This window comes from Stenotrophomonas rhizophila (assembly GCF_020857975.1).
GTDB lineage: Bacteria > Pseudomonadota > Gammaproteobacteria > Xanthomonadales > Xanthomonadaceae > Stenotrophomonas > Stenotrophomonas rhizophila_C.
Genome location: NZ_JACWUO010000028.1, coordinates 1 through 16,460, shown reverse-complemented (window position 1 = coordinate 16,460; position 16,460 = coordinate 1). Strand labels below are relative to the sequence as shown.

The following is a 16,460-nucleotide window of genomic DNA, read 5'->3' as shown; positions in this document are numbered from 1 at the left end:
TTTAAAGATGTGGAATCAGCTTAACAAAGCCGGCCCCCAGGGCCGGCGGCACCCTCACGGCCCCGAAGGGTATAGAGGTGGCAAGCCATTGTTTTCCGCCACCGCAGGGGCATACCAGTGGGGTCCGTCACGGAACGCGGCACGCAGGGCCTGCCGGGCCTGCCCGACATCGCCATTGCCTGCGCTCCATCGCGCTTGCTGCATGGCCAGCAGGCTGTCGCGCTGGCGCGGGTCGGCCAGCCGCGCCAACAAGGCCTCCAGGCCCTGCACCCCACCCATCGCGCACAGCAGCGCCACGATCTCGTCCAACCCCTCGCTTTCCAGCGCCCGGCGCAGCTCGGCCGGCGTGGGCGTGCCCGCCGGGGCCAGGCCGGGGCCGCGCACCGGGCCGGCCGTCGGGCGCGGATGCCCACGCCGGCGCCAGCCCCACAACAAGGTCAGCAGCCACAATGCGGCAAAGCCGACCGCCGCGCCGATCCAGCCCCACGGCCGTGCCGGTGCCGGCAGCGGTGCGACCGACACGGCGCTGGAGGCCGCAGCGGCCCCGCCCGGCAAGGCCGATGCGGTGTCCAGCGGGATCGGGGCGGCACTGCCGGTGGCGCCGCCGGCGGCCACCGCCAGGCTCAGGTCCGGCAGTTCGGCGCTACGCGCCTGCCCGGCCTGCACGTCCCACCAGGCCATACGCGGCCCGGGCAGGTGCAGGGTTCCGGCCTGGCGCGGCACGATCGAATAGCGCCGGGTCAGCTTCAGTTGCGGCGAACTGCCGTTGAAGCTCTCGTCGTACTGCGCCGGCTCGGCGAATACCTGGGCGTCCGGGCCGACATCCAGTTCCGGCAATTCCGGGAACTGCGCGCGGGTGGCGCCCTGGGCGGTCGCTTCGATCACCACCGTGGCCGCCTCGCCGGCACGGCCGCTGCGCGGTGCGGCGGTATAGCGCAGGCGCAGATCGTGCAGCGGCAGCCACGGCTGCGGCGCCTGCGCCGGCTGCGCCTGTACCTGCAGGGTACGTTCGGGCGCACGCGCACGCAGCCGGCCATCGCCGCCGAACATGCTGTCCATGAAGCCGCCGGCACTACGGCCGTTGAACTGCGCCGCCGGCAGCACCAGCGTACCGCTGCGCTCGGGGATCAACAGGAAACGGCGCTCGACCAGGTTGTAGCGGCGGCCATTGACCTCGCGCACCAGGCTGCGGTCCTCGCCCACCCGCTGCAGGGACGCGCCCGGCGGCGTATCCAGCACCAGTTCGCCGGACAGCAGTTGGGTGGCGTAGTACAGCCGTACCACCACGCCCACGCTCTGCTGCACGTACGGGGTGGCGTCATCGACTTCGACGTCCATGAACACCGCCGCGTTGCCGCGCGCGGCCGCCGCATCGGCGCTGACCTGCAGCACCAATGCCGCGGTCTGGCCGCTGCCGGCCTGCAGCGGGGGAATCTGCAGGGTGCCGCTGCGCCGCGGCGACAACGTCACCGCATAGCGCGTCTGCGACCGGGTCGAGCCGTTGCTCCATTGCACCTGGCGGCTGCTGGTCTGTGCGCCCAGCTCGAAATCGGCCTGCAACGGGCCGTAGTCCGGCGCGCCGCCGGCATCGGTTTCGATGGTCAGGGTCACCGCGTCGGTGTCGCTGATCTGGTCACGGTCCAGCCAGGCCCGCGGCTGCGCCTGGGCCCATCCGCTGACGGCCAGCAGCAGCCAGACGCAGGCGCGTGCCCATCGCTGCGTGGAGGTGTCTGCGCTCATCGTCCTTCCCGTTTCCTGCGTTCGTTTTCCAACTGGAATTTGGCCCGCAACAGGCTGCCCGGGTCATCGGGCACGCGCCGCATCCAGGCTTCCACCGCCTGGCGCTGTTCGCGCTGCTGCGGGCTTTCGGCGGCCTGCCGCTGCGCGGGGGCGTCCTTGCCGTCCTTGCCCTGGCGCTGCAGCGCCTGCTGCATCTGTTCGCGCTGCGCCGCATCGGCGCGCGCCTGCGCGGCCGGATCGGGGTTGCCGGCAGCGGGCCTGGCCTGGCCGTCCTTTTTCTGGCCCGGCTCCGGTTGCGGCGGCGGTGGGCCGTTGTCGGCCGGTTGCCGCTGCCCGGGCGATGGCTTGCCCGGGTCCTGCCCCTGCTGACTTTTGCCTTGCGCGCCAGGTGGCGGCTTGGGCGATTGCCCACCATCGCCGCCCTGCGGCGGGGTCGGCGGCTTGCGCTTGCGCGCGGCGTCCACGGCGGCGCGGTTGGCCACCGCGTCGGGCATGCCCGGGGCCCGGCGCAGGACCTTGTCGTAGGCCTCGATGGCCGCGTCGTACTGGCCCTGGCGGGCCAGCGCATTGCCCAGGTTGTACCAGCCCGGCACGCTGTCGATGCCCTCGAACTGCTGCTGGGCGGCCTTGAAATCGCCGCGCCGGTACGCCTCCACGCCGGCGCCCAGGCGGGTCTGGTCGACCTGGTCGGCGCGCCGCCACAGCGTGCCTTCGGCCGCCTGTGCCGGTGCCGGTGCTGCCAGCGGCAACGCCACGCACGCCACCAGCAGCATCGCCAGGCCACGCCGGCGGAACGCCCACAGCGACAGCAGCAACAGCGGCGGCAGCAGCCAGAAGCCTTCATCGCGCCAGGCCAGGCCGTCGCCATCGCGGCGGTCATCGGCGCTGATGGTCGGGGTCAGTACCCCCAACGCCTTGAGGTCGGCATCGTCGTTGGCGATGCGCGCGTAGCGGCCGCCGCCCGCAATAGCCAGCGCGCGCAACGGCGCTTCTTCCAGCCGCGCCTGCAGAATCTGCCCGTCGCCACTGCGGTAGGCCGCGCCGGTCGGCGTTCCCAGGCCCAGCACCGACACGTTGAACCCCTGCGCACGGGCACTGCCGGCGGCACGGCCGTCGCTATCGTCGACGCGGTCGGTGAGCAGCAGGATGTCGCCGCTGCGTGCGCCGGACTGCTGCAGCAACAGCACCGCCGCCTGCAGCGCACGCTCGGCGCGCTGGCCATCGCGGGGCATCACCGTCGGCGCCAGGGCGTCCAGGTACAGCGCCACGTTGGCCATGTCTTCGGTCAGCGGCGCCACGGTGTAGGCATCGTCGGCATAGGCCAGCAGCGCGACTTCACCGCCCTGCCGCTGGCGCAGCAGGCTGGCCAGCTTGGCGCGGGCCTGCAGCAGCCGCGACGGCGGCAGGTCGGTGGCGGTCACCCGCGAGGACAGATCCAGCGCCACCACCAGCGGCGACGGCGATTGCCACAGCGGCTGGGCAACCTGGCGCCAGGACGGCCCGGCCAGCGCCAGCACCGCCAGCGTCCAGCCGGCCAGCAACAGCACCAGCCCGCCCCAGGCGCGGCGGCCACCGGCCACCAGCAGATGACGCAACAGGTGCGCATCCACATTGGCCTGCCAGGCATTGCCGCGGCGCCGCCGCCAGTGCCAGAGCAGCGCGATCGGCGGCAGCGCCAGCAACGCCCACAGCGCCTCGGGGCGGACCAGGTGCAGCGCGTTCCAGTCGATGTTCATGCCCAGCGCCTCGGCAGCAGCCAGGCCAGTGCGCCCAGCAGCAGGGCCAGCGCCAGCGGCCAGGCGTAGCGCTCGATCCGCGGGCGCACCGCCGGGCCGGCCGAGGCGACCGGCTCCAGGCGCTGCAGTTCGGCATAGATGCCGGCCAGCTCATCGGTATTGCGCGCGCGGAACGAACGGCCGCCGGTCAGCTCGGCGATCCTGCGCAGGGTGGCTTCGTCGACCGGGTCGTCGCCGGCGGCGATCTGCACCCCGAACAGGCTGTAGCCGCCGTCGCCACCGAAGGCCACGGTATAGACGCGCACACCTTCGGTCTGGGCCAGTTCGGCCGCGCGCAATGGCTGCAGCACGCCGGCGTTGCTGACCCCGTCGGTGAGCAGGATCAGCACGCGCTGGCCCTGCGGTTGTTCGCGCAGGCGCTTGACTCCCAGCGCGATCGCATCGCCGATCGCGGTCTCGCGGCCGGCCAGGCCGACCACGCTGTCGGTCAATTGCTGGCGGACGCTGGTCAGGTCCTGGGTCAGCGGGGTCAAGGTATAGGCGCGCTCGCCGAAGATCAGCAGGCCGACCCGGTCGCCGGCACGGCGGTCGAGGAAATCGGCCAGCACCGCCTTGGCGGCGGTCAGCCGCTCGACCACCTGGCTGCCCAGCAGCATGTCCGGCTCGCTCATGCTGCCGGACACGTCGACGGCCAGCATCATCTGTCGGCCCTGCTGCGGCGGCGTGACCGCTTCGCCGAGCTGCTGCGGGCGCGCGGCGGCCACGCACAGGCAGATCCAGGCCAGCCACAGCAGGACCCGGCCAACCCCCAGCGACGCCCCGCCCACAGCGACGCCCAACGATTGCAGCTGGTCGGCGTCGTAGGGCACCCGCAGGGCGGCGGCGTTGTCGGCGCGCAGCGGCCACCAGCGCATCAGCAGCGGCAACGGCAGCGCCAACAGCAGCCATGGCCAGGCCAGCGCATCCAGCCACGACAGCCAGCCCGGCAGGCTCATCGCGATCATCGCGCGCGCCCCGCCATCAGCGCCAGGAAGCGCGTCCGCGCCAGCACGCGCAGGCGCTGCACCGCTTCGGCATCCACCTGCTTACGGTAGGCGCCGTCCAAAAGCAGCCGGCCATCGCCTTCGGCGAAAGCGCGACTGCCCGGCTCGTCCAGAAATGCCAGCCACTCCCGGCCCTGCAGCAGTTCCGCACCGGGTTGGCGCGTGCGTGCGGCGCGGCGCAGCAGTTCGGCGATCGCGGCCACCTGCGCGGCCGGGTCGGCGGCTTGCGCCACCGCGTTGTCGAAGGTGTTCAACCAACGCCGCCGCCGGCGCTGCCGGTAGGCCTGCCATGCCCACAGGCCGGCCACCACCGCCAGCACGGCGGCAAGCACCATCCACCAGCCCGGCGCCGGCGGCCACCATGCCGGCGGCGGCGGCAACTGCACATCGCGCAGCGGCAGCGCGGTGGCGGCGCTCATGCCACCACCGCCGACGGCAACGCGCCCAGCCAGCAATCGCTGGCATCGTCGGAGGCGACCACATGGACCTGGATGCGCCGCGAGGCCAGCGTGCGCTGCAGTTCTTCCAGCGGCGCGACGAAGCGTTGCCGCCAGTGCTCACGCACGCCGGCGCTGTGCAGGTCGAGCAGCACCCGCCGGCCCTGCGACTGGAACGCCAGCGCGGCCGACGGCGGCGCCAGTTCCAGCGGGTCCACCAGCAGCATCACCAGCACCTCGTGATGCAGCGCCAATGCGGTCCAGCGCGACACGCTGATGGCCGCCGCGCGGGTCGGGTCGGCCAGCACCACCACCCGCGCACCGGGGCGCAGCAGCCGCGCGGCATGTTCCAGCGCACGGTCCAGCCCGGCATCGTCGGCCGGCGGCTGGGCATACCAGCGGGTCAGCGCGTCGAGCACGCGCAGCACGCCACGGGTGCCCCCGGCCGGTGCCAGCGGGGCCTCGACCGTACTGCCGCGCAACGCGCCCAGCCGGTCGCCCTGGCGCTGCGCCAGCCAGGCCGCGATCGCCCCCACGCGCGCGGCCTGCACCGACTTGAAGCGCACGCGGGTGCCGAAATACAGCACCGGGTCGGTATCGGCGACCAGCAGGGTCAGCCGTTCGCGCTCGGCCTGGAACAATTTGGTATGCGCCCGCCCGGTGCGCGCGGTGACCCGCCAGTCGATGTGCCGGGCATCATCGCCGGCCACGTACTCGCGCGACTCGGCGTACTCCATGCCGCGCCCGCGCATCGGTGCCGGCGCACTGCCGGCATGGCCGAGCCGGCCGCGCCGGGCCGGCGCCAGGCGATGCGCACTGCGCCGCAGCGCGACCAGTTCGGCCAGGCTCGGGCGCAGGCCATCGCCCTGTGTCGGGCTGGCCGCGCTGTCGTCGGAAGCGCTCATGCGCCGCTCAGGGTGCCGGCACGCGTGCCAGCAGTTCAGCGACCAGGCGGTCCCCGTCCCAGCCTTCGGCGGTGGCTTCGTAGCTGGGCAACACGCGGTGGCGCAGCACGTCCGGGGCCACGCTGCGCACATCGTCGGGGGTGACGAAATCGCGGCCGTTGAGCCAGGCACGGGCCCGCGCGCAGCGCTCCAGCGCGATCGAACCGCGCGGGCTTGCGCCCCAGGCGATCCGCCGCGCCAGCGCCGGGTCGTAACGGCGCGCATCGCGCGAGGCCAGCACCAGTTCGATCAGGTAGCGCTCCAGCGCCGGCGCCATATGCAGCTCCAGCACGGCCTTGCGCGCGGCGAACACATCGGCCATCGGCATCCGCGCCGGGGCCGGCGGCGCGCTGCCCAGCGCATCGCGCGCACGCTCGCGCGCCAGCCGCAGGATTTCCGCCTCCGCATCCGAATCGGGATAGCCGATGCGTACATGCATCAGGAACCGGTCCAGCTGCGCTTCGGGCAGCGGGAAGGTGCCCTCCTGCTCGATCGGGTTCTGCGTGGCCATCACCAGGAACAGCGCCGGCAACGCATAGGTGTGCCGGCCCACGGTGACCTGGCGCTCGCCCATCGCTTCCAGCAGCGCGGACTGCACCTTGGCCGGGGCACGGTTGATCTCATCGGCCAGCAGGATCGGGTGGAAGATCGGCCCGGGCACGAACTCGAAGCGGCCCTCCTGCGGGCGCCAGATCTCGGTGCCGGTCAGGTCGGCCGGCAGCAGGTCCGGGGTGAACTGCACCCGCGAGAAGTCGGCTTCCAGCCGCGCGGCCAGGGCACGGATCGCGGTGGTCTTGGCCAGCCCGGGCGCCCCTTCGACCAGCAGGTGGCCATCGGCCAGCAGGGCAGTCAGCAGGCGCTCGACCAGCGCGCCCTGGCCGACGATCTCGGCCGACAGCGCATCGCGCAGCGCGCGGAAGGCGTCATGCAGGCGATCGGGCGCGACGGTGGCGGCAAAGGTGGGGGCGTCGGTATCGGGCATGGGGGGTGGCAGAGTCATGGCATCCATGTGACCCACGCGGCGCGCGTAAGGTTCCGTCGACATGATGGCAGGCCGGGAACCCGCTGCGCATCAAGATTGCCTGAACGCGGCAACCATGGCCCACCGAACCCCGCCTATGCGGCGTTCGAGCGCGTTGCAGCGCCGGAGTAGATCGCGCTGCAGTAAGGGCCGGCCATCTTGAAGCGGCGGCAGCCCGCTGGCCGCTCCTCGTAGATGCCGCAGTTCATGCGCACCCGGTCCAGCGCCACGCACCATCCGTCCTCGGCCCGCGCCATCACCCGCAGGCCACCGGACATCTCCGTGGTCAGGTGCGCCGGAATGCGCTCGGAGGCATCGAGCACCACGGTCAGCCGGCAACACCGCGCATCACAGCTGGAACAGTTGGCCGCTGCCATGGAGTTCACCTGCTTTTGGGACGAAACAGCGCCCAGCATAGCGCGGTCCCCTTGCCGGTTCCCGAAGGCAGGATGAAGCGGGTCGGGTTCGCCGCCCGGCAGACCCGGCCCAGGATTGGACAGCGCGATGCCGGAATGAAGAGCGTCCGGCCCCGGGTCGGACCTATCGGCTACGCCGGCCATCCCCACGGCGTCGGGCTGCGTTGGCCGCGCAAACCGGCGAAGCATCAAGCCAAAGGGCCGCACGAGGCGGCCCTTTGGCGGTAAAGCGGTAGCCGACCTCAGTTGGTCTTGGCCACGCGCAGCACCTTGGGGGTCACGAACACCAGCAGTTCGGCCTTGTCCTTGTTGCGGCTGCGCTTCTTGAACAGGTTGCCCAGGAACGGCACGTCGCCCAGGAACGGCACCTTGTTGACGCTGTTGCGGTCGGTGAACTCGTACACGCCGCCGATCACCACAGTCTGGCCGTCATCCACCAGCACCGCGGTGTTCACTTCGCGGCGGTTGATGGTCGGAACCTGGCCGTAGCCTTCCAGCACGATGTAGCTTTCCACCTCGTCCTTCTTGACCGACATGTTCAGGAACACGCGGTTGTCGTTGGTGATGGTCGGGGTGACCTTCAGCTCCAGCACCACTTCCTTGAACTGGACGTTGGCCTGCGCCGCGCCGCCGGCCGCACCGCCGCCGCTGATGGTGACGTAGCCGATTTCCTTGCCCTGCTTGATCACCGCCTCACGCTGGTTGGTGGTGACCACGCGCGGGTTGGAGATCACTTCGCCACGCGATTCCTGCTGCATCGCCGACAGTTCCACGTCGAGCAGGTAACCGGCGTTGAGGATGGACAGCGCCAGCGAACCGGGGTTGCTGGTAGCGGCTACCGGCAGGTTCCAGTTCAGCCCACCGGTGTTGATGGTATTGGGTGCGCGCACCGGCACCGCGCCGGTACCACCACCAGCCGCCCACTCGTTGAGTGCTTTCTGGTAATCGTTGTTGACCTTGGCCCGGTCGGTGATGTTGGCGTGGTTGCTGGTGACATTGCCACCGAAGAACACGTCGTCGCGGCTACCGGTGATGCCGAACTTGGCCCCCAGTTCACGCGCGAAGGTGTCGGTGGCGATCACGATCCGGCTTTCGATCAGCACCTGGTCGACCGGGCGGTCGATCACGTTGATCAGCTCGCGCATCTGCGTGAGCTTCTTGGGGATGTCGCTGATCATCAGCGTGTTGGTGCGCTCATCGGCGACGATGCGGCCGCGCGAGGACAGGAAACCGCTGTCTTCCTGCGAGTTGCCGTTGCCGCCACCGCCGCCGCTACCACCGCCACCGCCGCCGCCGATACCCTTGGCTTCGGTCAGGGCTTTGAATATCGCCGTGGCGCTGTGGTAGTTGATCTGGATGTAGTCGGTGACCAGGTCTTCGCGGTTCTCGATGGCGATGCGCGCGTCTTCCTTGTCCTGCTCGAACTTGGCCAGCTCCGGCTGCGGGGCGACCCACACCACGCCACCGTCACGGCGCTTGTCCAGGCCCTTGGCGCGCAGCACGATGTCCAGCGCCTGGTCCCACGGCACATTGACCAGGCGCAGGGTGACATTGCCTTCGACGCTGTCGGAGGCCACCACGTTCAGGTTGGACTCCTCGGCGATCAACTGCAGCACCGTGCGCACCGGCACGTCCTGGAAGTTGAAGGTCACCGGCTTGCCGCTGTAGCCGCGCTGCGACACCGCGGCCGCCGCCTGGGTCACGGTGGCGGCGTTGATCGCGCCGGTGGCCGGGGCGGCCTTGCGCGGGCTGATCTCCACCACGTATTCGTTGCCGCTCTGGTAAGCCAGCGAATCGAATGCGGTATTGGTGTTGAGCACCAGCTGGGTGCCGCCGCCATAGGGCTTGGGATCGATGCGCTGCACCGGGGTGGCAAAGTCGGTCACGTTGATCGACTTCTGCAGGTTCTCCGGCAGGCGCGCGTTGCCGACATCGATCAGCACGCTGTTGCCCTGGTTGCGCAGGTCCGGGTTGGCCCCCTTGCCGTCGAACTGCAGGATCAGCCGGCCGGCGCCGTCTTCACCGCGCTTGAAGTCGATCTTGGACACCGACAGCGTCGCCGGTGCGGCCGGTGCGCCTGCCGCCGCCGTCGGCGCTGCCGCTGCGGCGGCGGGCGTGGCCGCCAGCAACGTGCCATTGGCCACCATGAGCGCGACTCCCAGCGCGCACAGGTGGATCAGCTTCGGGCGCCGGTCGGGACGCTGCCGCATGGCGTTGGAAAAGGTCATCGTGCTATCCCCATAATCATTCATTGATCTTCAAGCGCAAGCGATGCAGGCCGTTCCAGCCAGCCGCCCGCGCCATCCGGCACCAGTTCAATCAGTTCGATCCGGTCTTCGAAGACCCCGGTCACGCGGCCGTCGCTCTGCCCCAGATACACGCCCGGACGCACCCGATAGGTGACCTTGTCCGGCGCGATCACCAGTGCGACCAGCCCGCCCCCGCTACCGATCGAGCCGACCATGTCCAAGGCATCCAGCGGGAAGGCTTCCAGCGGCTCCTTGCGGCGGTTCGGATCGGGACGCAGTCCCGAGCCGCCCTGCGGATTGGTCCAGGCGTCGGTGAACGGATCGCGCATCCCCTGCGCGGAGTATTCAAACGTTTCGAACTGCTGCATCACCGGCAGCGGTTCCAGCGGCGGGGCCGGACGCGCACGCACGTCGGCCACCCACTTTTCCAGGTTCGGCGCATCGCCCGGCGTACTGCTCACGCCACGCGCACAGCCGGCCAGCAGGGCCAGTACCAGCAGTCCACACACCCGTACGGTCGTGCCCAGGCTCATTTCGCGCCCCCGTCTTTGGCAGCGGCGGCAGCGGCTTTTTCCTGCGCTTCCATTTCCAGGTCGTCCAGGTAGCGGTAGGTCTTGACCGTGCCGGACAGTTCCAGCGCACCGCTGCGGGCGGTGATGCCGGTCTTGGGATCCTTCGGCTTCAGGTTGATGTCATGCATGGTCAGGATGACCACCCGCGGCAACGACGCCACGCCGCTGACGAACGCACCGAACTGGTGGTAGCTGCCCACCATGCGCAGGGCGATCGGCTTTTCGGCGTAGAACTCCTTGGGCGATTCGGCACCGGGCTGGAACAGCTCGTTGACCAGGCCGCTGGACAACGCGGTCTGCGAGATGTCGATGATCAGGTCCGGCATTTCGGTCTTGCTGGGCAGCTGGCGCAGCATCTGCTGCAGCACCTGCTCCATCTGGGCCAGCTGCTGCTTGAGCGGCTCCAGATTGACCGCGCGCCCCTGCTGCTTCTCGAACTCGCCACGCAGTTCGGTCTCGGTGCGCTCCAGGCCCGCCAGTTCCTCGCGCTTGCCGCTGATCAGGGCAAACCAGGCCAGCAGCACGATCAGCAGCGACAGCAGCGCGCAGAACACCACCTTGGCCTGCTGCGGCCAGTTGCCGATGTTGTTGAAATCCAGCTCTTTGATGTTGATCTTCTGGCTCATGCGGCCCCCTTCTGCAGCGCGCTGGATGCCGCCGGCTGTGCGGCCGGGGCGGGCGGAACCAGGCGGCTGCCGGCCGGCTTGGCCGGATCGGCAGCCGGCGCGGCGGCCGGGCCTGCCGGTGCCGGTGCCGGTGCCGGTGCCGGTGCCGCTGCGGGCGCAGGGCCCGGCGACAACGGTGCCACCGCCGGCGTTGCCGCCGGGGCCGCGGCCGGATCGGCCACAACGGGCATGCCGCCTTCCACCACCACGCCATCCACCGGTGCGCTCTGCGCCGGCAGGGTCACCTTGACCTCGAACATGTACGGCAGTGCGGTGATGTCCGATACCGGCCCGGTCCCCTTGCCATCCTTGTTCTCGTCAGGCTTCTTGGCCTCGATGATGGTCAGTTCCGGCTTGGTCATCCAGCCGGAGTTCTCCAGGTTGCGCATGTAGGCGCTGACCCGGGCATTGGACTGGGTACGGCCTTCCAGGGTGAGGATGTCGCCTTCCTGCTTGAGCGCGGTCAACACCACCCCGTCGGGGATGGTGCGCACCAGCGCATCGAACAGGTGCACCATCTGCGAGCGCTTGGCCTGCAGTTCCTCGATCACCTTCTTGCGCGCCAGCAGGCGGTCCTTCTGGCGGTCGAGGCGGTCGATCTCCTTGTTCTGCTCCTTGACCTTGTCGATCTCGGCCTGCAGGAACGTATTGCGATCCCCCTGGCCGCTGACCTGGCGGTCGTAGTAGAACCAGATCAACAGCGACAGCAGCACCCCGCCGATGGCGGCGAACCCGAGCATGCCGTAGAAATCACGCTGGCGTTGCTTGCGCCGCTCGGCGCGCCACGGCAATAGATTGATTCTTGCCATCAGTCAAAGCTCCTCAGCGCCAGACCGGTGGCAATCATCAGCGCCGGTGCGTCCTGGGCCAGGGCATGCGCCTGTACCTTGGGGCCCAGCGTCATCTGTGCCAGCGGGTTGGCCACCACGGTGGCCACGCCCAGCTGTTCTTCCACCATCTCCGGCAGACCGGCCAAGGCCGCGCAACCGCCGGCCAGTACGATGTGGTCGACCCGGTTGAACTCGCTGCCGGCATAGAAGAACTGCAGCAGGCGGCTGATCTGCTGGACCGTGGCTTCCTTGAACGGTTCCAGCACTTCCATCCCGTAGCTTTCCGGCAGCCCGCCCTGGCGCTTGGCCAGGCCGGCTTCCTCGTAGGTGAGGCCATAGCGGCGCATCACTTCGTCGGTCAGCTGCTTGCCGCCGAACACCTGTTCGCGGCTGTACAGGCTGCGCCCGCCGCGCAGAACATTGAGCGTGGTCATGGTGGCGCCGATGTCGACCAGGGCCACCACGCCATCGCTGGCGATCGGCAGCTCGCTGGCGACCAGGGCAAACGCGTTCTCGACCGCGAAGGCCTCCACGTCCATCACCCTGGCGGTCAGCCCGCCCAGCTCCAGCGCCGACTGGCGCAGCTCCACGTTCTCCGAACGCGACGCGGCCAACAGCACCTGGACCATTTCCGGGTTGTTGGGAATGGCGCCCAGCACCTCGAAATCGAGGTTCACTTCCTCGATCGGGTACGGGATGTAGTTGACCGCTTCGAGCTCGACCTGGGCTTCCATGTCGTTCTCGTCCAGGTCGGCGGGCATCGGGATCAGCTTGGTGATCACCGCCGAGCCGGCCACGGCGGCGGCGGCATGCCGGGCCTTGGTACCTGAACGGTTCACGGCGCGGCGGATCGCCTCACCGACGGCTTCCACTTCCACGATGTTCTTCTCCACCACCGCGTTCGGCGGAAGTGGTTCCACAGCATAGTGTTCCACACGGAAACGATTGCCACTGCGGGAAAGCTGCAAGAGCTTTACTGCAGTCGAGCTGATGTCGACGCCAATAAGCGGCGACTGGCTTTTTGGGATAAGCCCCACGGTTTCTCCCCTGCCGACGGGCACTTGAACGCAGAACCTGCGTCCGCGCATTAATAACGTTTTTTTTGCAAATCGCAACCATCACGCCATGAAGTGTGGATTTCGACACACTTTCACGCGTCCCCAGACGGTGATCGATCTGCGCTCCCCAGGAACAACCCCAGCCGTTCCCTTGTGTAATCTATACTCTGCGGCCACGAAATTCGCAATCGGAATCTGTCACTGATGACACGCTTTCGCCGCTGGCTGCGCTGGTTGCTGGTCGCCTTCCTGGTCCTGGGCCTGATCGGCGCCGCCGTTGCCGGTGGCCTCTACTACGCCATTTCCTCCAAGCTCCCGGATGTGCAGAGCCTGCGCAACATCGAGATGCAGGAGCCCATGTACGTGTATGCCAGCGATGGCAAGCTGATGGCCGTGTTCGGCGAGTCCCGGCGCACCCCGATCACCATGAAGGAGGTCCCGGAACGGCTCAAGCAGGCCTTCCTGGCCACCGAGGACGCCCGCTTCTACGAGCATGGCGGGGTCGACTACAAGGGCATCGGACGGGCGGTGTGGCTGCTGGCCACCACCAGCGACAAGCGCGTGCCGGGCGGGTCCACCATCACTCAGCAGGTCGCCCGCCAGTTCTTCCTCAGCTCCGAGTACAGCTACACCCGCAAGCTGGCCGAGATCCTGCTGGCGCGCAAGATCGAGGCCGAGCTGAGCAAGGACGAGATCTTCGAGCTGTACCTGAACAAGAGTTTCTTCGGCAACCGCGCCTACGGCGTGGCCGCCGCGGCCGAGTTCTACTACGGCAAGCCGCTGGCCAAGCTGGACCTGGACGAGATGGCCTCGCTGGCCGGCATTCCCAAGTTCCCGTCCAGCGGCAACCCGATCAGCAACCCCGAGCGCGCCCGCGAACGGCGCGACTACTACGTGCTGCAGCGCATGGCCGACCTGGGCTTCATCAGCCAGGCCGAAGCCAACGCCGCCAAGGCGGTGCCGATGCACGCCAGCGCGCATGAGCCGCCGGTGCAGGTGGAGGCCCCGTACGTGGCCGAGCTGGTCCGCCAGGAGATGATCGCCCGCTTCGGCGGCGACGTGGTCAACAAGGGCTATCACGTCACCACCACCATCGACGCGACCATGCAGACCGCGGCCAACCAGGCGGTGTTCGACGGCCTGCGCATCTACGACCACCGCCACGGCTGGCACGGGGTGGAACAGCACGTCGAGCTGCCCGCCGATGCCGACGCAAAGGCGATGGCCGCCAAGCTGTCGGGCATCGTGGCCCAGTCCGGGCTGCTGCCGGCGATCGTGTCCGGCACCGCCGCCGATGGCAGCGCCACCGTGGTGCTGGCCAACCGCAGCGAACTGGTGCTGCCGGCCAGCGCCAGCCGCTGGACCAACAAGACCCCGGCCAAGCTGCTCACCCGCGGCGACGTGGTGCGGGTGCGCCGCGGCGAGAAGGAAGGCGAGTGGCTGCTCGACCAGATCCCGCGCGGCCAGTCCGCGCTGGTCTCGCTGGACGCCGAAAGCGGCGCGCTGAAGGCGCTGGTCGGCGGCTTCAGCTTCTCCGGCAACAAGTTCAACCGCGCCACCCAGGCGCGCCGCCAGCCCGGCTCCAGCTTCAAGCCGTTCATCTATGCGGCGGCGTTCGACAAGGGCTTCAACCCGGCCTCGATCGTGCTCGACGCCCCGGTGGTGTTCCGCGACCGCCGCGGCAAGACCTGGTCGCCGCAGAACGACGGCGGCGGCTTCCGCGGCCCGATGCGCCTGCGCGAGGCTTTGGTGCAGTCGCGCAACCTGGTGTCGGTGCGCCTGCTGGATGGCATGGGCGTGGACTACGCGCGCAAGTACATCAGCGAATTCGGCTTCGCCGAGGCCGAACTGCCGCCGAACCTGTCGATGTCGCTGGGCACCGCCTCGCTGACCCCGCTGTCGGTGGCGCGCGGCTATGCGGTGTTCGTCAACGGCGGCTCGCGCGTGGAGACCTGGCTGATCGACCAGGTCACCGACCGCGACGGCAACGTGGTATTCAAGGAAAACCCGGCGATGGCCTGCCGCGACTGCGCCGGCACCAGCGGCGGCGCGCCGGTCAGCCAGGTGGTGGACGGCTTCAACTTCGGCGCCGCCGCGGCGCCGGCGGCCACCGCCGCGGCCAAGCCGCAGCAGCCGGTCGAACCGGCCAGGCCGGTCAACCCGGATGCGCGGGTGGCGCCGCGGGCGATCGACGCACGCACCGCCTACCAGCTGGTGTCGATGATGCGCGACGTGGTCCAGCGCGGCACCGGTACCGCGGCCAAGGTGCTCGGCCGCGCCGACGTCGGCGGCAAGACCGGCTCCACCAACGACCACCGCGACGCCTGGTTCTCCGGCTTTGGCGGCCCCTACGCCACCACCGTCTGGGTGGGCCGCGACGACTTCCGCTCGCTGGGCTACCGCGAATACGGCGGCAAGGCCGCGCTGCCGATCTGGATCGAGTACATGCGCGCCGCGCTCAAGGACGTGCCGATCGCGCAGAACGAGCCGCCGTCGGGCATGGTCCAGGCTACCCTCAACGGCGCCACCGAGTGGGTCAAGGTCGAGGACATGGACAAGATCGAGGAGTTCAACGTCGAGGCCCAGATACCGCAGGCCGACGACGCCGCGTTCGATATCTTCTGACGCCGGCGCGTCACCGTGATCGAACAGGCCGGGCATTGCCCGGCCTGTTTCGTTGTCCGCTGGCCCGGCCATCTCCCCATGCCCGATCGCGCGGGCAGCCAGGCGTGGCCGGGCTCTACCCCCTTGTCACATCCGCGGTGTACAGTCGCGGCAGGTCGCCAAGGAATCCCGGTCATGCATCGAGCCCCTCAGCATGCAGCCACCCAGACCCGCGAGCGCCGCCACCGGCTCGCCCATGAAGCCGCCCGGCTGATGGCCGAGGGCGGGATCCGCGATTACCACCAGGCCAAGCTCAAGGCCGCCGCCCGGCTGGACATCCACGACGATGCCTCGTTGCCGCGCAATGCCGAGATCGAACACGCGCTGCGCGAATACCAGCGCCTGTTCGCCGGTGCCGACCACGGGCAACAGCTGCACCAGCGCCGCCAGGCCGCGCTGCGCGCGATGGAGTTCCTGCACGACTTCGCCCCGCGCCTGTGCGGCCCGGTACTGGACGGCACCGCCGACGCCAACAGCCCCGTGCAGTTGCAGGTGCACAGCGACGACCCGGACGCGCTGCAGCGTTTCCTGGACGAACACGGCATCCCGGCCGAATCGCGTTCGCGGCGCCTGCGGCTGGACCGCGAGCGCACCCTGGACGCACCGGTGTGGGTGTTCAGCGCCGAGGAGCTGAGCTTCGACATCGCCGTACTGCCCTACGACGCGCTGCGCCAACCGCCGCTGTCGCCCATCGATGAAAAACCGATGCGGCGCGCCTCGCTGGCCCAGCTGCGCGAGCTGCTGGCCACCGAAGAGATCGCCAGCTACCTGGACCGGTAGGTCCGCCCCATCCATAAATAGGTTCTTCGCCGATTTACGGGAAGTCAGCTGGGCACTAAAGCCTCAGATCAACGGCAATGACCGACGTATGCGCTGATTGGGCTGGCGCGGGCGGGTTGGCGGGACACGTCGTGAACCCCTCCGTGGGGGCTTGGCGAAAACATCCATGTTTTCGACAGTCCCGCCAACCCACCCCGCGCCAACCCTCCATACATGGCTGGTACGCAGGGAAAAGCGTAGGTCCGAGCCACGCTCGGACAGCACCATGCCGAGACGATGCGTGTCCGACCATGGGTCGGACCTAC

At 69.4% G+C, this 16,460-nt stretch carries 14 protein-coding genes; 2 read left to right on the top strand and 12 right to left on the bottom strand.

Going from position 1 to position 16,460, the window contains the following annotated elements; translation table 11 throughout:
* Positions 1-54: 54 nt before the first annotated feature.
* From IC535_RS17830 to IC535_RS17775, 12 genes are all read right to left on the bottom strand, one after another.
* Positions 55-1,740 carry a BatD family protein gene (locus IC535_RS17830; RefSeq protein WP_228887620.1) on the bottom strand — a complete coding sequence of 562 codons (1,686 nt, stop codon included), beginning with the start codon at positions 1,738-1,740 and terminating at the stop codon, positions 55-57.
* The gene (locus IC535_RS17825; protein ID WP_228887621.1) at positions 1,737-3,476 is read right to left on the bottom strand and encodes a VWA domain-containing protein; all 1,740 of its coding nucleotides are present in this window, start codon (positions 3,474-3,476) and stop codon (positions 1,737-1,739) included. The genes IC535_RS17830 and IC535_RS17825 overlap by 4 nt, the downstream gene beginning before the upstream one ends.
* A complete protein-coding gene (locus IC535_RS17820; RefSeq protein ID WP_228887632.1) occupies positions 3,473-4,471 on the bottom strand; it encodes a vWA domain-containing protein in 999 nt (332 codons plus the stop codon). The genes IC535_RS17825 and IC535_RS17820 overlap by 4 nt, the downstream gene beginning before the upstream one ends.
* Positions 4,472-4,476: 5 nt before the next feature.
* Positions 4,477-4,938, bottom strand: a complete 462-nt coding sequence (locus IC535_RS17815; RefSeq protein WP_228887622.1) for a DUF4381 family protein — start codon at positions 4,936-4,938, stop codon at positions 4,477-4,479.
* On the bottom strand, positions 4,935-5,861 hold the full coding sequence (locus IC535_RS17810; RefSeq protein WP_228887623.1) for a DUF58 domain-containing protein: 927 nt from the start codon (positions 5,859-5,861) through the stop codon (positions 4,935-4,937). Before IC535_RS17810 ends, IC535_RS17815 begins: the two co-directional genes overlap by 4 nt.
* A gap of 7 nt (positions 5,862-5,868) precedes the next feature.
* Positions 5,869-6,900, bottom strand: a complete 1,032-nt coding sequence (locus IC535_RS17805) for an AAA family ATPase (protein ID WP_228958701.1) — start codon at positions 6,898-6,900, stop codon at positions 5,869-5,871.
* Between the two features lie 116 nt (positions 6,901-7,016).
* Positions 7,017-7,337: a YkgJ family cysteine cluster protein gene (locus IC535_RS17800; RefSeq protein ID WP_429000416.1), complete on the bottom strand. Its 321-nt coding sequence runs from the start codon at positions 7,335-7,337 to the stop codon at positions 7,017-7,019.
* Between the two features lie 242 nt (positions 7,338-7,579).
* Positions 7,580-9,565: a type IV pilus secretin PilQ gene (locus IC535_RS17795; protein WP_228887625.1), complete on the bottom strand. Its 1,986-nt coding sequence runs from the start codon at positions 9,563-9,565 to the stop codon at positions 7,580-7,582.
* A gap of 20 nt (positions 9,566-9,585) precedes the next feature.
* Entirely contained in the window at positions 9,586-10,119 is a 534-nt protein-coding gene (locus tag IC535_RS17790; RefSeq protein WP_228887626.1) for a pilus assembly protein PilP, read from the bottom strand.
* Positions 10,116-10,784, bottom strand: a complete 669-nt coding sequence (locus IC535_RS17785; RefSeq protein ID WP_228887627.1) for a type 4a pilus biogenesis protein PilO — start codon at positions 10,782-10,784, stop codon at positions 10,116-10,118. The genes IC535_RS17790 and IC535_RS17785 overlap by 4 nt, the downstream gene beginning before the upstream one ends.
* Complete coding sequence (locus IC535_RS17780) at positions 10,781-11,632, bottom strand: PilN domain-containing protein (protein ID WP_228887628.1); 852 nt, start codon at positions 11,630-11,632, stop codon at positions 10,781-10,783. Before IC535_RS17780 ends, IC535_RS17785 begins: the two co-directional genes overlap by 4 nt.
* On the bottom strand, positions 11,632-12,690 hold the full coding sequence (locus IC535_RS17775; protein WP_343238305.1) for a pilus assembly protein PilM: 1,059 nt from the start codon (positions 12,688-12,690) through the stop codon (positions 11,632-11,634). Before IC535_RS17775 ends, IC535_RS17780 begins: the two co-directional genes overlap by 1 nt.
* 225 nt (positions 12,691-12,915) lie before the next feature.
* On the opposite strand from IC535_RS17775, the gene IC535_RS17770 reads away from it, so the two are divergent.
* Together IC535_RS17770 and IC535_RS17765 are read left to right on the top strand one after the other, a co-directional pair.
* On the top strand, positions 12,916-15,336 hold the full coding sequence (locus IC535_RS17770; protein ID WP_267473103.1) for a penicillin-binding protein 1A: 2,421 nt from the start codon (positions 12,916-12,918) through the stop codon (positions 15,334-15,336).
* 174 nt (positions 15,337-15,510) lie between these two features.
* Entirely contained in the window at positions 15,511-16,155 is a 645-nt protein-coding gene (locus IC535_RS17765) for a hypothetical protein (RefSeq protein ID WP_228887630.1), read from the top strand.
* The last annotated feature ends 305 nt before the right edge of the window (positions 16,156-16,460 follow it).

Coding starts and splice junctions, on each gene's coding strand:
- IC535_RS17805 (WP_228958701.1), bottom strand. CDS start 6,900: ATGACTCTGCCACCCCCCATGCCCGATACCGACGCCCCCACCTTTGCC.
- IC535_RS17820 (WP_228887632.1), bottom strand. CDS start 4,471: ATGAGCCTGCCGGGCTGGCTGTCGTGGCTGGATGCGCTGGCCTGGCCA.
- IC535_RS17815 (WP_228887622.1), bottom strand. CDS start 4,938: ATGAGCGCCGCCACCGCGCTGCCGCTGCGCGATGTGCAGTTGCCGCCG.
- IC535_RS17810 (WP_228887623.1), bottom strand. CDS start 5,861: ATGAGCGCTTCCGACGACAGCGCGGCCAGCCCGACACAGGGCGATGGC.
- IC535_RS17825 (WP_228887621.1), bottom strand. CDS start 3,476: ATGAACATCGACTGGAACGCGCTGCACCTGGTCCGCCCCGAGGCGCTG.
- IC535_RS17780 (WP_228887628.1), bottom strand. CDS start 11,632: ATGGCAAGAATCAATCTATTGCCGTGGCGCGCCGAGCGGCGCAAGCAA.
- IC535_RS17830 (WP_228887620.1), bottom strand. CDS start 1,740: ATGAGCGCAGACACCTCCACGCAGCGATGGGCACGCGCCTGCGTCTGG.
- IC535_RS17785 (WP_228887627.1), bottom strand. CDS start 10,784: ATGAGCCAGAAGATCAACATCAAAGAGCTGGATTTCAACAACATCGGC.
- IC535_RS17800 (WP_429000416.1), bottom strand. CDS start 7,337: ATGCTGGGCGCTGTTTCGTCCCAAAAGCAGGTGAACTCCATGGCAGCG.
- IC535_RS17765 (WP_228887630.1), top strand. CDS start 15,511: ATGCATCGAGCCCCTCAGCATGCAGCCACCCAGACCCGCGAGCGCCGC.
- IC535_RS17770 (WP_267473103.1), top strand. CDS start 12,916: ATGACACGCTTTCGCCGCTGGCTGCGCTGGTTGCTGGTCGCCTTCCTG.
- IC535_RS17795 (WP_228887625.1), bottom strand. CDS start 9,565: ATGACCTTTTCCAACGCCATGCGGCAGCGTCCCGACCGGCGCCCGAAG.
- IC535_RS17790 (WP_228887626.1), bottom strand. CDS start 10,119: ATGAGCCTGGGCACGACCGTACGGGTGTGTGGACTGCTGGTACTGGCC.